The organism is Cupriavidus sp. 05T41, from assembly GCF_056396525.1.
The window spans coordinates 24,125-39,638 of the sequence record NZ_JBFTLQ010000005.1 but is presented as its reverse complement, the minus strand read 5'-3'; the positions used below and the strand labels follow the sequence as shown (position 1 = coordinate 39,638).

General features: G+C 67.5%; 12 protein-coding genes. 4 read left to right on the top strand and 8 right to left on the bottom strand.

What is annotated here, in order from left to right; genetic code table 11:
* Positions 1-29 precede the first annotated feature (29 nt).
* The 3 genes from AC1DKV_RS04590 to AC1DKV_RS04580 are packed head-to-tail and all read right to left on the bottom strand — an operon-like array spanning position 30 to position 6,052.
* Complete coding sequence (locus tag AC1DKV_RS04590; RefSeq protein ID WP_441643349.1) at positions 30-3,227, bottom strand: efflux RND transporter permease subunit; 3,198 nt, start codon at positions 3,225-3,227, stop codon at positions 30-32.
* Positions 3,224-4,471, bottom strand: coding sequence for an efflux RND transporter periplasmic adaptor subunit (locus AC1DKV_RS04585; protein ID WP_441612607.1), 1,248 nt, complete (start codon positions 4,469-4,471; stop codon positions 3,224-3,226). The genes AC1DKV_RS04590 and AC1DKV_RS04585 overlap by 4 nt, the downstream gene beginning before the upstream one ends.
* Before the next feature lie 33 nt (positions 4,472-4,504).
* Positions 4,505-6,052, bottom strand: a complete 1,548-nt coding sequence (locus tag AC1DKV_RS04580; RefSeq protein ID WP_441612606.1) for an efflux transporter outer membrane subunit — start codon at positions 6,050-6,052, stop codon at positions 4,505-4,507.
* A 615-nt stretch (positions 6,053-6,667) separates the two neighbouring features.
* Between AC1DKV_RS04580 and AC1DKV_RS04575 the strand changes: the two genes are divergently transcribed.
* From AC1DKV_RS04575 to AC1DKV_RS04565, 3 genes are all read left to right on the top strand, one after another.
* The gene (locus AC1DKV_RS04575) at positions 6,668-6,952 is read left to right on the top strand and encodes an ArsR/SmtB family transcription factor (RefSeq protein ID WP_441612605.1); all 285 of its coding nucleotides are present in this window, start codon (positions 6,668-6,670) and stop codon (positions 6,950-6,952) included.
* Positions 6,953-7,074: 122 nt separating this feature from the next.
* Positions 7,075-7,683 carry a 2OG-Fe(II) oxygenase gene (locus tag AC1DKV_RS04570; protein ID WP_441612603.1) on the top strand — a complete coding sequence of 203 codons (609 nt, stop codon included), beginning with the start codon at positions 7,075-7,077 and terminating at the stop codon, positions 7,681-7,683.
* Between the two features lie 35 nt (positions 7,684-7,718).
* Complete coding sequence (locus AC1DKV_RS04565) at positions 7,719-8,573, top strand: LysR family transcriptional regulator (protein WP_441612602.1); 855 nt, start codon at positions 7,719-7,721, stop codon at positions 8,571-8,573.
* A 47-nt stretch (positions 8,574-8,620) separates the two neighbouring features.
* Here AC1DKV_RS04565 and AC1DKV_RS04560 read toward each other — a convergent pair whose 3' ends face one another.
* The 5 genes from AC1DKV_RS04560 to pdxR all read right to left on the bottom strand — a co-directional run bounded on the left by AC1DKV_RS04560 (position 8,621) and on the right by pdxR (position 14,497).
* On the bottom strand, positions 8,621-9,571 hold the full coding sequence (locus AC1DKV_RS04560) for a GGDEF domain-containing protein (protein ID WP_441612601.1): 951 nt from the start codon (positions 9,569-9,571) through the stop codon (positions 8,621-8,623).
* An 87-nt stretch (positions 9,572-9,658) separates the two neighbouring features.
* A complete protein-coding gene (locus tag AC1DKV_RS04555; protein ID WP_441612734.1) occupies positions 9,659-9,982 on the bottom strand; it encodes a hypothetical protein in 324 nt (107 codons plus the stop codon).
* A 1,059-nt stretch (positions 9,983-11,041) separates the two neighbouring features.
* A complete protein-coding gene (locus AC1DKV_RS04550; protein ID WP_441612600.1) occupies positions 11,042-12,046 on the bottom strand; it encodes a zinc-dependent alcohol dehydrogenase family protein in 1,005 nt (334 codons plus the stop codon).
* 427 nt (positions 12,047-12,473) lie between these two features.
* A complete protein-coding gene (locus AC1DKV_RS04545; protein ID WP_441612599.1) occupies positions 12,474-12,929 on the bottom strand; it encodes a carboxymuconolactone decarboxylase family protein in 456 nt (151 codons plus the stop codon).
* A 122-nt stretch (positions 12,930-13,051) separates the two neighbouring features.
* On the bottom strand, positions 13,052-14,497 hold the full coding sequence (gene pdxR, locus AC1DKV_RS04540; RefSeq protein WP_441612598.1) for a MocR-like pyridoxine biosynthesis transcription factor PdxR: 1,446 nt from the start codon (positions 14,495-14,497) through the stop codon (positions 13,052-13,054).
* A 412-nt stretch (positions 14,498-14,909) separates the two neighbouring features.
* Between pdxR and AC1DKV_RS04535 the strand changes: the two genes are divergently transcribed.
* The gene (locus tag AC1DKV_RS04535) at positions 14,910-15,491 is read left to right on the top strand and encodes an LOG family protein (protein ID WP_441612597.1); all 582 of its coding nucleotides are present in this window, start codon (positions 14,910-14,912) and stop codon (positions 15,489-15,491) included.
* Positions 15,492-15,514 lie beyond the last annotated feature (23 nt).

The following is a 15,514-nucleotide window of genomic DNA, read 5'->3' as shown; positions in this document are numbered from 1 at the left end:
GCAAGGCGAAGGCCCGCCCCGTCCTGCGCTCAGTCGCCCTCGCCGCCTGCCAGCACTCGCTCGTTGCCACTCCCGGGCTCGGCAGGCGGCACGGGGCCGGCCTTGCGCCTGGCCTTGCGCGCCTTGCGTTCCATGTACCAGTAGTGCGCCCGGTCCAGGTACAGGTACACCACCGGCGTGGTGAACAGCGTCAGGGCCTGGGACAGCACCAGCCCGCCCACCATCGCATAGCCCAGCGGCCGCCGCAGCTCCGAGCCCGCGCCATGCCCCAGCATCAGCGGCAAGCCTGACAGCAATGCGCACATGGTCGTCATCATGATCGGGCGGAAGCGCAGCAGGCAGGCCTGGTAGATGGCTTGCTCGGGCGGCATGCCGTGGTCGCGCTCGGCGGTGAGCGCGAAGTCCACCATCATGATGCCGTTCTTCTTGACGATGCCGATCAGCAGGATGATGCCGATCAGCGCGATCACGCTGAGATCGTAGCCGCCCGCCAGCAGGATCAGCAGCGCGCCCACGCCGGCCGACGGCAGCGTGGACAGGATGGTGAGCGGGTGGATATAGCTCTCGTACAGCAGTCCCAGCACGATATACACCGCGATCAGCGCGGCGGCGATGAGGTAGGGCTGCGACGCCAGCGATGCGCCGAAGGCCTGCGCTGTGCCCTGGAACGAGCCGCCCAGCGTCTGCGGGCGGCCCATGCCGGCCAGGGCGGTGTTGATGGCCTTGACCGCGTCGCCCAGCGCCACGTCCCTGGCCAGGTTGAAGGAAATGGTGACGGCGGGGAACTGCCCCTGGTGGCTGATCGAGAGGTAGGCGGTGCTGTTGGTGTCGATCTTGACGAAGGTGGACAGCGGCACCTGCTCGCCGGTCAGCGGCGAGGTGACGTAGAGCCTGGAGAACAGGCTGGGGTCTTCCTGCAGCGCCGGCGTGGCTTCCAGGATCACGTGGTAGCTGTTGATCTGCGTGAAGTACTGGGCCACCTGGCGCTGGCCGATGGCGTCGTACAGCGTGGCGTCGATCAGGGCCGGCGTGATGCCGAAGCTCGATGCCCGTGCCCGGTCGATGGTCAGGCGCGCGGCGGCGGCGGCGTTCTGCTGGTCGGAGGCCACGTCGGTCAGCTCGGGCAGGCCGCGCAGGCGCTCCAGGATGCGCGGCGCCCACTGGTTGAGCTCGTCCAGGTTGGCGTCCACCAGCGTGTACTGGTACTGCGTGCGCGACAGCCGCCCGCCCACGTTGATGTCCTGGCCGGCCTGCAGGAACAGGTTGGCGCCCTGCACCTGGGCCAGCTTGGGCCGCAGGCGTGCGATGACCTCGTCGGCCGAGACGGTGCGGCCTTCATCCTTGGGGCGCAGGCTGATGAAGAAGTTGCCGGTGTTGATGGTGTTCTGGCCGCCGGTCATGCCCACCGCGGCCACGTCCGGATCGGCGCGCACGATATCGGCGAGCTGCACCATGCGCGCGTTCATCGACTTGAACGACGCATCCTGCGCGGACTCCGCGATGCCGAACATGAAGCCGGTGTCCTGCTGCGGGAAGAAGCCCTTGGGGATGTAGATGAACAGCGCTACCGTGGTGGCCACCGTGAGGATGAATACGCACAGGGTGACGAACTGGTGGCGCATCACCACGTCCAGCCCGCGCTTGTAGGCCCCGAGCATGCGGTCGAAGCCGCGCTCGAACAGCTGGTACAGGCGGCCGTGCTCGTGCCCGCGTGGCGGTGTCAGGTAGCGCGAGCACAGCATCGGCGTGAGCGTGAGCGAAACGATCACCGACACCACGATGGTGAGCGTCACGGTGACCGCGAACTCGCGGAACAGCCGGCCCACGATGCCACCCATCAGCAGCAGCGGAATGAACACCGCTACCAGCGAGACCGAGATCGACACGATGGTGAAGCTGATTTCGCTGGCGCCCTTGAGCGCGGCCTCCATCGGCGCCATGCCTTCTTCCACGTGCCGGTAGATGTTCTCCAGCATCACGATGGCGTCGTCCACCACGAAGCCCACGGCGATGGTGAGCGCCATCAGCGAGAGGTTGTCGCGGCTGTAGCCGAGCAGGTACATGCCGCCGGCGGTGCCCATCAGGGCCAGCGGCACGGTGACGCTGGGGATCACCGTGGCCGCCACGTTGCGCAGGAAGACGAAGATGATCATCACCACCAGCGCGATGGTCAGCACCAGCGTGAATTCCACGTCCTTCACCGAGGCGCGGATGGTCTGGGTGCGGTCGGCCAGCGTGTTGACGTTGACCGTGGGCGGGATGGCGGCCTGCAGGCGCGGCAGCGCGGCGCGGATGCGGTCCACGGTCTCGATCACGTTGGCGCCGGGCTGCTTGGTGATGGCGAGGATGATGGCGCGCCCGTTGTGGAAGGTGTTGCCGGCCGGCGCGGCGGCGCCGGCAAAGCCCCAGCCCGCCAGCTTGGCGTTTTCCGGGCCGTCCACTGCCACGCCCACGTCGCGCACGCGCACGGGCGCGCCGTTGCGGTAGGCCAGCACCATGTCGTTCCACGCGGCGGCCTTGGTGAGCTGGTCGTTGGTGTAGACGTTGAAGGCCTTGGTGCGTCCGTCGGTGCTGCCGGTGGGCTGGTTGACGGTGGTGGCGGCGATCACGCCGCGCACGTCTTCCAGGCTCATGCCCATCGAGGACAGCTTCTGCGGGTCCACCTGGATACGCACCGAAGGTTTCTGCTGGCCGCCGATATTGACCAGGCCCACGCCGGAGATCTGCGATATCTGCTGCGCCAGCACGTTGTCGGCGAAGTCGTTGACCTCGGTCAGCGGCAGCGTGTCGGACTGCACCGCCAGCACCAGGATCGGCGAGTCGGCCGGGTTGATCTTGCGGAAGGTCGGGGGCGTGGGCAGGTTGCCCGGCAGCTGGCCGCTGGCGGCGTTGATGGCGGCCTGCACGTCCACCGCGGCGGCGTCGATGCTGCGGTTGAGGTCGAACTGCAGCGTGATCTGTGCGTTGCCCTGCGCGCTGGTCGAGGTCATCTGCGTGAGCCCGGCGATCAGCGAGAACTGGCGCTCGAGCGGCTGCGCCACGTTCGATGCCATGGTTTCCGGGCTGGCCCCGGGCAACGTGGCCGATACCTGGATGGTGGGGAAGTCCACCTGCGGCAGCGGCGCGATCGGCAGCAGCGGCCAGGCCGCCACGCCCACCAGCAGCAGCGCCAGCGCCAGCAGCGAGGTGCCGATGGGGCGTTTGATGAAGGTGGCGGAAATGCTCATGGCCGTGCGTTCCCGGCGCCGCCCGGGGTGGCGGGCGCAGGCGGCGCGGCGCCGGCGCCGGCGCTGGCCACGGTGGCCGCGGGGGTCGCAGGGGTAGCGGGCGAGGCGGTTTCATTCACCCGCGCGCCCGGCTTGAGCTTGTACTGTCCGTCCACCACCACGCGCTCGTCGGCGGCCAGGCCCTTGGTCACGATGGCGCGGGCGTCCTGGATCTCGGCCACCTCGATCGGCCTGGAAGCCACGGTATGGTCCGCCCGCACCACGTAGACGTAGGTGCTCGACTGGCCGCGCTGCACGGCGGAGGCGGGAATGGTCAGTGCCTGTTCGCGCTCGCCGAGCACCAGCCGTGCGTTGACGTACTGGCCTGGCCACAGCGTGTGCGCGGGATTGGGAAAGCGGGCCTTGAGCTGGATCGTGCCCGAGGTGGTGTCGATGGTGTTGTTGAGCAGGATCAGGCTGCCGCGGCCCAGCAGCTGGCCGCTGCCGCGCTCGCTGGCCTCCACTGCGAGTGGCGTGCGGCTGCCCTGGATAGCCTGGTTGATGCGCTGGAATTCACTCTCGGGTAGCGTGAAGACCACGTCGATGGGGTCGATCTGGCGGATCACCACGATGCCGCTGGCGTCAGCCGCGTGGACGATATTGCCCGGGTCGACCAGGCGCGCGCCCACGCGCCCGGACAGTGGCGCGTTGATGGTGGTGTAGTCCAGCTGCACGCGCGCGGCGTTGACCAGCGCTTCGTCGTTCTTTATCGCGGCGGCCAGCTGCGCCACCTGCGCGCGCTGGGTGTCCAGCGTCTGCTCGGTGGTGGCGTTCTCCTGGATCAGTCCCTCGTAGCGCTTGAGGTCGAGCCTGGCGTTGGCGAGCTGCGCCTCGTCGCGCATCTTCTGCGCCTGGGCCTGCTGCAGCTGGGCCTGGAAGGTGCGCGGGTCGATCTGCGCCAGCAGCTGGCCGGCCTTGACGTCCTGGCCTTCGACAAAGCCCACGCGGTCGAGCTGGCCGTCCACGCGCGGCTTGACCGTGACCGTGGCCATGGCCTGCACGGTGCCGACCCCGCCCAGGCCGATCGGCACGTCCTCGCGCCTGACCAGCGCGCTGGAGACCGACACCGCGGGCGCGGGCGCGGCCGCCTGCCGCGGCGCCATCATGCGCTTGAGCGGCCCGATGGCGAACCAGGCCAGCGCGGCCAGCACGAGTATGGCGAGGCCGATCAGGAAGGGGTTGCGGCGGGAGGGCTGGGTCGCCATGGAATGCCTTGGGAAGTGGTGTGCCTGTGCGGTTCAGGGTTGGGCCGGGGCGCCTGCGCTGCCGGCGGGGGCGAGGGTGGCCGGCGCGTTGCCGGCCGCGCCGGGACTGGCCGGGCCGGACGGGGTGGCGGGGGGCATGGCGGACGGATCGGCCATGGCCAGCGCCGCGCTGCTCCAGCCGCCGCCGATTGCCTTGATCAGGCCCACGCTGGCGGCGAACTCGCGGCCACGCAACTGGATGGCGGTACGTTCATTGGACAGCGAAAGGGCCTGTGCCGTTACCACCGCCAGATAAGATGCCGTGCCGGCGCGGTATTGCGCCAGGCTCACGCGCTCGGCCACGCGGGCGGCGTCCACCGCGCGGTCCTGCACCACCACTTCCTGGTCGAGCACGCGCAAGGCCGAGAGGTTGTCCTCCACTTCCTGCAAGCCGTTGAGCACGGTCTGCCGGTACGCTGCCGCCGCGCCGTCGTAGGCCGCCACCGCCTGGTCATTCTGCGCGTTGCGCAGGCCACCGTCGAAGATGGTGCCCGCCAGCGCCGCGCCGAGCGACCACACGCGCCCCGGCGGGCCGAACCAGTTGGCCAGGCTGCCGCTGCTGGCGCCGCCCACGGCGGACAGCACCAGCGAAGGGAAATACGCCGCGCGCGCCACGCCGATGTTGGCGTTGGCCGCGGCCATGCGGCGTTCGGCGGCGGCGATGTCGGGGCGGCGCTCCAGCAGCGCCGAGGGCAGGCCCGGCGGCACCACGAGCGGGCGCATGGCGAATGCCGCGGGCGGCAACGCGAACTGCGCCGGGGCGAGGCCGAGCAGCACCGCGATGGCATGCTCGAGCTGGTTGCGCTGCACCTCCAGGTCGATCGCCTGCGCGCGCGCCGATTCCAGCGTGACCTGGGCCAGCGCCACGTCGCCCGAGGTCGCCACGCCGGCGCGGAACTGGCTCTGGGTGAGCTTGAGCGATGCCTCGTACGCGGCCAGCGTGCGGGCGTAGAGCGCCTCGAGCACGTCGGTCACGCGCAACTGGATATAGTCCTGCACCAGTTCGCCCTGGATGGTCAGGCGGGCCGCGGCAAGGTCGGCGGCGCTGGCCTGCGCGTTGTCGCGGGCGGCTTCGATGGTGCGCCGCACCTGGCCCCACAGGTCGACCTCCCAGCTGGCATCGAGGCTGGCCGAGTGCGTGTTGGACACGGTCTGGATGCCCAGCGTGTTGGTGCGCGCGCGGCCTGCCGACACGGCGGCGCCCAGGGTGGGAAACAAGCCGGCGCGCGCGCCCTGCGCCAGCGCGCGCGCCTGCCGGTATTGCGCCTCGGCCTGGCGCAGGCTCTGGTTGGCTGCGTTGGCCTGCACGACCAGTTCATTCAGGCGGGCGTCGTCGAAGCCGCTCCACCAGTCCTGGCTCAGGTCCACCGGGCGCGGCTCGGCGATCTTCCATTGGTGGTCGGGCGGCGTGGCCTCGCGAAAGGCCGCGGGCGTATCGGGCGGCGGACGCTGGTAGTCCGGGCCGACGGCGCAGCCGGCCAGCCAGGCGCAGGCCATGGCGATGCCGAGCACGCGCGTTGGAAGCGGGCGCGCGGTGATCATGCGGGGGAGCGACGTTCGGGCGTCATGGACGGGCCTTCGTGGTGATGCCGGTTTCCTGCACTGTCTAGCCTTGCCTGGCGATGTGCCGGCGGGGGCGGGGAAGCGTTCCAGGCATGCATGGAGGCGCGCCGCCGCGCATTGCCGCGAGGCTGTCCTATGGCAAGGATAGTGCGGGCCTGAAAGCGGTGTAATGCGCGGCGCATTACCGAATATTTCACTGGCTTACGCTGGTCCGCCTGGCGCGCGCTGCCAGGTGCGGCCTGGAATACATCGCGTCGGGCCGCGCGGGGGGCGGCGGCCAAGCTGTTACCGGATCTTGCCGGCAAGCCGGCCTCGGCATTGTGCGGTGCGCAAGGCCGCGCCGCCGCCGTGCCGGCGGAGGAAGCCCGGCGGACGTTTCTCGTGCGCGCAGCGGCGCCGCCGGCGCGCAGGGCGGATGCGGCACGCTGTTGTAATCTGGTGTAATCGTGCGGCGGCGCGCGCCCGCAGGTTGCATTTGCCTGGAGTGCCGCGTAGAAAGTAGGTGTCGGGCGGCGCAGCGGGAGGGCTGCGGCAAACCGGGCGGCCGGCCGGCGCACACAAGACCATCTGGACGACGAGCGGGAAGGCGTGGCCATGGAGACAGATCAAGAAAGCACACTGACCTATGCACTGCTGGCGGAGCCGGCGCGCGCCGCGATCTGCCGTGCGCTGCTGGAAGCGGGCGAGGAGGGCATGCCCGCCTTCGACCTCGCCGGCATAGCCGGGCTCAACCTGGCGCGGGCCAGCCATCATTTCCGCGAACTGACGCAGGCCGACGTGCTGGCCCTGATCATCCGCGACCGGCAGGTCATCTACGCGCTCAAGGCGCGCCGTGCCGTGCGCATGGCGCTGGAGTATCTGGACGCCAGCGGACTGTAGCCCGGGCGGGCGGCGCTGCCCCGTATAATTCCGCGCTTGCGAGCCCGCGCGGAGAGAAATCCGTGCGCGCGGCGATGGCACGGTGTGCCGTCCGGCCCCACCGATCCTGAGCTTCCCTATCCATGTCCGTCCTGGAAAACCTGTTTGCCGCCCTCGAAGAACATGGCTGGGCGGTCTCCGACGATCTGATCGGCGCCGACCTGGCATTGCGCCTGCACCGCGAGAGCAGCGCGGCGTGGGAGGCCGGGCGCTTCCATCCGGCCCGCGTAGGCCGCGCCGAGGGCATCGCGCGCGAAGCGGATATCCGCGGTGATTCGATCCTGTGGCTCGACGACGCCCCCGCCTGCCCCGCCAGGCAGGCGTTCCAGGCCTGGGCCGCCGATTTCCGCCAGACCCTGAACGGGCGTTACTTCCTCGGTCTCAAGCGCGAGGAATTCCACTTCTCGCACTATCCCGTCGGCACGGCCTACAAGAAGCACCTCGACCAGCATCGCGCGATGCGCGACCGCCAGATCTCGCTGGTGCTCTATCTCAATGCCGAATGGAGTGAATACGATGGCGGCGAGCTGGCGCTCTATTCGCCGGAGGACGACAAGATCGAGCTGCACCGCGTGCTGCCGCGCTTCGCGCGGCTGGTGGTATTTCGCAGCGACCTGGTCCCGCATGAGGTGTTGCCCTGCAACAAGACGCGCTGGGCGCTCACCGGCTGGTTTCGCACCGATGCGGCGTGAGCGCGCGCAGGCAAGCTGACCAGGCGGCCCGGCACATGGAGTGGAGCGATATCAAGATCTTCCTCGCGATCGCCCGCGCGGGCAGCCTCGGCGGCGCCGCGCGCGCGATCGGGCAGACCCAGCCGACCATGGGACGCCGGCTCAAGGCGCTGGAGGAAGCCCTGGGGCAATCGCTGTTCCAGCGCACCAGCGACGGCTTCGTGCTGACCGCCGAAGGCAGCGCCGTGTTTGCGCACGCGGAGCGCATGGAAGAAGAGGCGCTTGCCTTCGAGCGCCAGCTGTCCGGCCACGGCCGGGAGCTGGACGGCATGTTGCGCATCTCGTCGTCGGACTGGTTCGGCGTGCATATGCTCACGCCGGTGATCGCGGACTTTATCCGCTCGCATCCGCGCGTGGCGGTGGAGCTGGTGACCGACGCGCGCCTGTTCAGCCTGGCACGGCGCGAAGCCGACCTGGTGTTTCGCATCCGCGCCTTCGACGAAGCCGATGTGGTGCAGCGCAAGCTGATGCACATGGACTATGCGCTCTATGGCGCGCCCGGCGTGGCGCCGCCGCGCGCGGGCGGCGGGGAGGGCCATGCGCTGCTGACGCTCGACACCGGCTTCTCCGACCTGCCGGACGTGGCCTGGATGCGCCGCTTGCTGCCCGGCGCGCAGGTGGCCTTCGGCAGCAACAGCCGCGAGGCACAGGCGCGCCTGTGCGCGGCCGGCGCCGGGCTGGCGGTGCTGCCGTGCCTGCTGGCCGAGCGCGTGGGCGGGCTGCAGGCCATCGACCTCGGCGAGCCGCCGCCCGGCCGCGACGTATGGGTGGGCTACCACCGCGACCTGCGCCGGCTGGGCCGGCTGCGCGCTTTCCTCGATGTGGTCTTCGCACGCCTCGGCGCCGGCTAGACGCCAGACGAATGCCGGACGAATGCCGGATGGACGCTGCACGGATGCTAGAACGCAACCCGGTCGCGGCCGGCCGCCTTGGCGCGGTACAGCGCTTCGTCGGCCAGGCGCACGAGCTGGTCCGCGCCGTCTGATGCCATGCCGGCATCGACAGCCTGCGCGACCCCGATGCTCGCGCTGATGGGGATGGCCCGGCCGCCATGGCGGACGGCTTCCGAGCGGATGGCGCGGCGGATCCGCTCGGCCACCCCGATCGCGTCGGCGAATGCCGTGTCCGGCAGCAGCACCGCGAACTCCTCTCCGCCATAGCGGCCGAGCACGTCATGCTCGCGCAGGCAGGCGCCGACCCTCGCGGCGACCGCCTTGAGGACGGCGTCGCCGGCCGGGTGGCCGTGCTTGTCGTTGACTTGCTTGAAGTGGTCCAGGTCGAAGATCAGGATGCAGAGCGGCGAGCCGGACCTGCGCCAGCGCCGGAACGCTTCCCGCAGGCGGTCTTCCAGATGGCGGCGGTTGTAGAGTCCGGTCAGCGCGTCGCGTATCGCGGCCTCATGCAACGCGCCGACCGCCTCGTCGCGCGCGCGTTGCGCAATGGCCAGCTCCGTCACGTCGACGATCGTCACGCACACGGCAATGACCTCGTCGTCTTCCATGAGCGGCAGGAACTCGCAATCCTGCCGCATCCAGTCGAGATCGCAGGTGACCGGCAGGTCATGCGGGAAGCGGAACAGGTAAGGGCGGTGCTCCCACGAGGTGAAGGCGCTGATCTTCAGCAGGAACACCGAATCGAGCGTATGCGTGAGCCAGCCTGCGGGCAATTCGGGAAACAGTTCGAGCAGCGGCCGGTGCAAGGCGGCCGCGGCGCTGACGCCGCTGCGGTCCGCCATGAAGAGGTTCCAGAGCACGATGCGGTATTCCCGGTCCAGCACGAAGACGCCGCAGCCCATGCGCGCCAGCGCCAGTTCGTGAAGCCGCGCATGCGCGGCGGAGTCGAGGGACATGTCAGGGGCTCCAGACACTGCAAGGCAAAAACTGCAAGGCGAAGACCGCGGAGCCGGGTTCCGGGTCCCGCGGGGACTGCTAGAGAGCTAGAGACGGGCCAGCACCTCGTCGAGGGCCGTGCACAGCCGCTCGATCGCGCCCTGCGCCAGCATGGCGACCAGGGTCGCCTTGAAGCCGCCGTCCCCGATGCGGATGCTGAGCTCGAGCAGCAGCGCCTGGCCCAAGGCCGGATTGCCGGGCTTGTGCGCGGCGCCGAAGATCTGCTCCGCATCGATCTCGCGCGGCACGGAGAAGGTCGGCCTGCGGCCGAGCTGCGCGAGCAGGCCGGATACGCAGGCGCCAGCGAACACATTCGCGATTTCGAGCAGCAGGCCTCGCGACGCCATTTCCGCGCCGCCTTCGGCAGCCATGTCCTTGCCTGCGTAGACGGCTTCGCACAGCGCGCGCGCCGTCGTGGTCGAAGAACACCATGGTCTCGCCGGCGATATCCGAGCGGAAGCTCTGGCGGAAGGCGGCCACGTCGGGCATCTCGCCCAGCAACCGCGCGATTTCGTCCCTGAGCTGCTGCGGATCGACCAGGCAGATGCGCGGGATCGACAGCGTCACGACGCAGCCCAGCAGGCGCGCAAGCATCGCCCCCGCCGTGCCCATGCCGATATTCGCGATCTCCTGCAGAGCGTCGCAGCGGTCTTCGCCAAGGGTGGCGCGCGGGCCAGGAGCCGGCTGCGCCCTGATGAGCAGCTTGCGCGCAAGGGTGGCGTCGTCGCAGACGAGGTCAGGGCGTGCCATGAATTTCCTCCGATCAGTGTGGTGTCCGCCGGACGAGGATCCGTCTCGCTGGCAGCCCGGGGGCGGCTGCGCGCAGCTATTCGTCATGCTGTCCTGCCGGCGGGAGTCACATCGGGAATGCATGGTGAGAAAGCCGGCCGGATGGCATTCGGGTTAGCGAATGGCGGTGACATCCGGGTATCTGGAAGCTGTCCTCAATTAAACGGCGATGGACGCAAAGAGTAAAGCGGCCTTCCGATTCGGATTCTTATCGATGCCTTGATGCGAGGGATGCAATGCATTCATCCTCTTGCGGTCCCAATGAATCGGATAACTCTTATTTAATTCCTATTCACTTCGACGTGCTTCGGCAAGGATTCCCGGCGGGCGCCGGATGGAGCGGGGGCGGATGATTCGGCGGGATTTCACCAGATTTCCGCGCGTAGTGGCGGAAATCGACGGCGGGACGGCGTTCGGGGGCGCCTGGAAGATGGTCGGCTGCTTGACGGTGAGGATGTGATTATTCTTAATAATTCTTATCGGAATTCAAGGCGCGAAGTGGCATGTTGGCGGCGGATAATCCGAAGGCGAAATACCTTTATCCAGGAAATGGATGGCATATTCGCCCCTGTTCTGCCAATTGCCGTTCCCTCCAGGCCACGGCCCGGCCGCGACGTGTTGCGCGGCCGGGCCGGAATGGTTTAGCCCCGCGCGATTTCCACCACGAGCTTTCCCTTGGCCGCACGCGTCTCGATGGCGTGGTGTGCCTCGATGGCATTGTCCAGGTGGAAGCGGCGCGGATCCAGTTGCACGGTGAGCTTGCCGGCATCGGCGAGAAGGGTGGCCTCCCGCAGGATCTCGCCATGGTGTGCGCGGCCCTTGCCGGTCAGGAGCGGGATCAGGGTGAACACACCCGAGTAAGTCGCGGCGCGGAACGACAGCGGCGCCAGCTTGTGCGTCCCCCAGCCCAGGCAGCTCACCACATGGCCGCCATAGGTGCGTGCGGCGAGGAAGGCGTTGTCCAGCACCTCGCCGCCAACCGTGTCGTACACCACGTCGAAGCCTGCGCCGCCGGTGTGCTGCTCGACGTACTGCTCGACCGTGGTCGTGGCGAAGTCGATTGCGGTGGCGCCATAGCCCTCGATCGTTGCCTTGTGCCCGGCCGAGCCGGTGGCGTAGACCTGCGCACCGAGCGCGCGGGCGATCTGCACCGCGACATGGCCGACGCCGCCGGCGCCGCCGTGCACCAGCACCTTCTGTCCGGGCTGCACGTTGGCCCGGTCGACCAGGCCCTCCCACGCGGTGATGAAGATCAGCGGCAGCGCGGCGGCTTCGCGCATCGAGAAACCGGCGGGCTTGGGTGCGAGCAGGTCGGCGTCGACCGCGGCATACTCGGCCAGCGAACCTTGCACGCCGCCCACGCCGCCGGTCATGCCGTAGACCTCGTCGCCGGGCGCGAAGCAGGACACGCCCGGGCCCACGGCCTCCACCACGCCGGCCAGGTCGATGCCGAGCACGGCGGGCAGCGGCTGACGCGCATGCGCCGCATTGCCGGCGCGGATCTTGGTGTCGAGCGGGTTGACCCCGCTGGCCAGGATGCGCACCAGAACCTGGCCGGGACCAGCCTGCGGCACGGGAAGCTGGACGGACTTGAAGGGCGCGCCTGCGGTTTCGACGATCAGGGCCTGCATGGAGGCTTGCGGCATGGTGAACTCCCGGTAGGAATTGGGTTGAGTCGGATTGAGTCGGGCTGGGTTGGTATCACCATTGTTGTTCATGCGAAAACGAAGATAAATCAACTTGTTCGCATGATATTCATTCATTTGTGCATGACGACATGACCGGGCCGCGCTGATGTGCCTTCAGGACCGCGCTTCCGTGCACGTATCAGAGGGGCGCTGCGGGTGCGCTGTTGCCCGGCGCCCGCGGCGGCGGATCCGGCACCCGGATCGCCGGCAAGCGTAAGCGCATCATGGATGCGCGCGGGCACTGCAGTCGCGCAAGGGGCAGGCCGCCATGCGTCGATTCGGGAGGCGAGCGCCGAGCGCCAGGCATTGCCATGCGCTCAGCGCTCGCTGATGGGGCTGATGGGGCTGATGGGGTTGATGGGGCTGATGGGACTTGTCGGGCTTGTCAGACTTTGGCAGCAGCGGCCGGGGGCGAGCGGAACGCGATTCCGAATCGATTGAACGCGTTCATCAAACCGATCGCATAGGTGAGGTCGGCCAGTTCCTTCTCGCTGAACCCGGCAGCAGCGGCTTCGTAGTCGGCATCGGGAACGCCGGTTTCGGCCACACGCGTCACGGTCTCGGCCCAGGCGAGCGCGGTGCGTTCGCGGGCACTGAATACCTCGCCCGCGTCGCGCCACACCGGTACCAGTACGAGCTTGTCTGCCGCCAGGCCAGACTTGAGCAGATCGCGGGAATGCATGTCGATGCAGAATGCACAGCCATTCATTTGCGAAACCCGCAGATACACAAGATCGACCAGTTCCTTCGGCAGGCTGCTTTTCTGAAGCGTGAGGTACACCCCTCCGAACGCCTTGTAAGCTTCGGGCGAGGCCTTGGTGTAGTCGATACGATGAATCATGACGAATCCTTGTTTGGCTGTTGAAGGACTCTATCGTGTTGCATCCTGGCCTACGCCAGAAGATCCATGATCCGGCTTGCGCACTGGACCATGATTGCCGCCGGGGACGGCGACTGCCAGCGTCATAGCAGCTGCAAGATACGCCTTCCGAGATTCTCGGCGGTGCCCTGGGAGTCGATGTTCGTGAAATTGAGAAGCAAGGCCGAGGCTCCGTCACTGTCCCTCGCACCGTCCCGCGCACCGTCCCTCGTCCAGTTCGTCAATGCTTCCCCGTACAGGCCCGCTGCCCGCATGCGCGCTGCAAGCCGGCGATCCGACTGCTGGCCTTGCAGCCGCAAGATCAGGTGCATTCCTCCAGGCTGTGAATCGATTCGCATGGTTTTCCCCAGCACGCTTTCCAGGCCTGCTGCCGTCGCTTCCCGACGCTCGGCATAGAGCTTGCGCATCCGCTGGATATGGCGCGCGAAGTGCCCCTCCGCCATGAAGGCCGTGACAATCGCTTGCGTCAGCCCGGGACTGCCCCCTGCAAAGGCCTGGGTGATTTGCTCGAACCGCTCGACCTGCGCTTCCGGCACGACGAGATAGGCAAGCCGGATGCTCGGGAAAAGCACCTTGCTGAAGGTGCCGGCATAGAGCACTCGCCCGTCACGGTCCAGGCTCTTCAGCGCAGACAGCGGACGGCTGACATACCGGTACTCGCCGTCGTAATCGTCTTCAATGATCCATGCATTGTTTTGCGTCGCCCAGTCCAGCAGCGCCAGGCGCCGGGGTAGCGACAGAGACACGCACAGCGGACTCTGATGAGCAGGTGTGACCACAGCCGCGCGCGCCCGGGGCGCCAACGCGATGCCATCGGCAATGACCACGCCCTCCCGGTCTACCGGCACCGGGACCGCCGCAATATGCATATGCCCCAATAGCTCCCGCGTCGGCGGGTATCCGGGATTTTCGAGCCATACGTGATCTCCCGCCTTCAGTAATGCATGGGCAATCAGCTCGATGGTGTTGCGATATCCCGATGTCACGAATATCTGAGACGGGGAGCAGTCAATTCCGCGCGAAACCTGCAGGTATGCGGCAATCCCGGCGCGCAGCTCCTGCAAGCCATATACGGAGGGATGGGCCATGTCGGATGGTTGCATGGCACGTACACACCGCGCGCCCAGGCGCGCCCAGATCTTGCGGGGAAACGCATCCAGGGCAGGCAAGCCCATTTGGAACGGCAAGATCGAATCCGGACGAAAGCTGGCCGCAGCAATGGCGCTGCCGGGCCGGGGCAGGGTGCTCGCAACTGGCGTTCGCGGCTCGAGGCCCGGCGTCACGATGGTCCCCGCCTGGCCGCGCGCCTGAATGTACCCCTCGGCTGCCAGCAATGAATAGGCCGCCTCGATGGTGCCTCTCGCTAAACCCAGCTCCTTGGTCAGCGCGCGTGCCGAGGGTACCCGGTCACCCGGCTTCAACACGCCACTATTGATCGCGCCGCGAAACCGGTCGTAGATCTGTCGGTAGAAGGGTGCGGCCGCAGTTGGATCCAACGGCGGAATACTACTGGTTTTCGCGACGGTCATGGACCAGTCCATTTTTGCGGCTGTTTGAAAATGACTATACCATGATGAGCGGCGAGGAAAGCTCGAGGCAAATGCGCGCGACATGCGTGCGGCGATCCCAGAAAGGCGATCCCAAGAAGGCGAACCCATTTGACCTCCCGTCCTCACGCGCGCCCCCATTCAGCGGTTCATGCCTTACCCGGCTTCTGCCGGAAGGAGGCACGTCATCTGCCTGTGCCACCGCCAGCCTGCCAACAACAATCATGGATCAGTCGCAATTTCCGTTCATGGCCCTTGGGTGCGGGTCATGAGCTTGGTAAATTGAAGGCTCCTCCCAGGCATCGGATCGGCAGGTACAACCAGCATATTTCCCTCCGTTTTAGCTTTAATCCATACGCGGCCCTTTATCCGCCCCCAAGGAAATCCAGGTGATATGACGATACGTTCAATCAAGACCATCGCCGTCTTTTGCGGATCGAACTACGGCGCATCGGACGAGTTCGCCGACGGAGCGCGAGCGCTCGGACGGGCACTGGGAACGGCGGGCATAACAGTCGTCTATGGCGGCTCGGCAAGGGGCCTGATGGGTATCGTCGCGGATGCCGCCCTGGCTTCCGGTGGCAAGGTCCATGGCGTGATAACCGAAAGCCTGCACCAGCGCGGCCATTCGCATCCCGGCCTGACCAGGCATGAAATCACGCCGACCCTGCGTAGCCGAAAGGAACGCATGGTCGTGCTTGCCGATGCATTCATCGCCCTGCCGGGAGGCATCGGGACGATCGAGGAACTGATGGAGGTGTGGAGCATGAACCAGCTCGCGGAGATCGACAAACCTGTCGGCCTGTTGGACTCCGCCGGCTTTTTCGCGCCGTTTCTGGGGTTTATCGACCATATGGTCGACACCAAATTCCTGCCGGCGGCGCATCGGCATTCGATATCGGTGGATGCGGACGCGAGCGCCTTGATCGGCAAGCTGCGCGGCTATGCACGTGTCGATGGACCTAAATGGCTATAGCGCCGGACGGTGTCTGCAATGAC

Excerpts from the sequence above, each read along its gene's own strand:
- AC1DKV_RS04590 (WP_441643349.1), bottom strand. The coding sequence starts at position 3,227 with ATGAGCATTTCCGCCACCTTCATCAAACGCCCCATCGGCACCTCGCTG.
- AC1DKV_RS04585 (WP_441612607.1), bottom strand. The coding sequence starts at position 4,471 with ATGGCGACCCAGCCCTCCCGCCGCAACCCCTTCCTGATCGGCCTCGCC.
- AC1DKV_RS04580 (WP_441612606.1), bottom strand. The coding sequence starts at position 6,052 with ATGATCACCGCGCGCCCGCTTCCAACGCGCGTGCTCGGCATCGCCATG.
- AC1DKV_RS04575 (WP_441612605.1), top strand. The coding sequence starts at position 6,668 with ATGGAGACAGATCAAGAAAGCACACTGACCTATGCACTGCTGGCGGAG.
- AC1DKV_RS04570 (WP_441612603.1), top strand. The coding sequence starts at position 7,075 with ATGTCCGTCCTGGAAAACCTGTTTGCCGCCCTCGAAGAACATGGCTGG.
- AC1DKV_RS04565 (WP_441612602.1), top strand. The coding sequence starts at position 7,719 with ATGGAGTGGAGCGATATCAAGATCTTCCTCGCGATCGCCCGCGCGGGC.
- AC1DKV_RS04560 (WP_441612601.1), bottom strand. The coding sequence starts at position 9,571 with ATGTCCCTCGACTCCGCCGCGCATGCGCGGCTTCACGAACTGGCGCTG.
- AC1DKV_RS04555 (WP_441612734.1), bottom strand. The coding sequence starts at position 9,982 with ATGGCTGCCGAAGGCGGCGCGGAAATGGCGTCGCGAGGCCTGCTGCTC.
- AC1DKV_RS04550 (WP_441612600.1), bottom strand. The coding sequence starts at position 12,046 with ATGCCGCAAGCCTCCATGCAGGCCCTGATCGTCGAAACCGCAGGCGCG.
- AC1DKV_RS04545 (WP_441612599.1), bottom strand. The coding sequence starts at position 12,929 with ATGATTCATCGTATCGACTACACCAAGGCCTCGCCCGAAGCTTACAAG.
- pdxR (WP_441612598.1), bottom strand. The coding sequence starts at position 14,497 with ATGACCGTCGCGAAAACCAGTAGTATTCCGCCGTTGGATCCAACTGCG.
- AC1DKV_RS04535 (WP_441612597.1), top strand. The coding sequence starts at position 14,910 with ATGACGATACGTTCAATCAAGACCATCGCCGTCTTTTGCGGATCGAAC.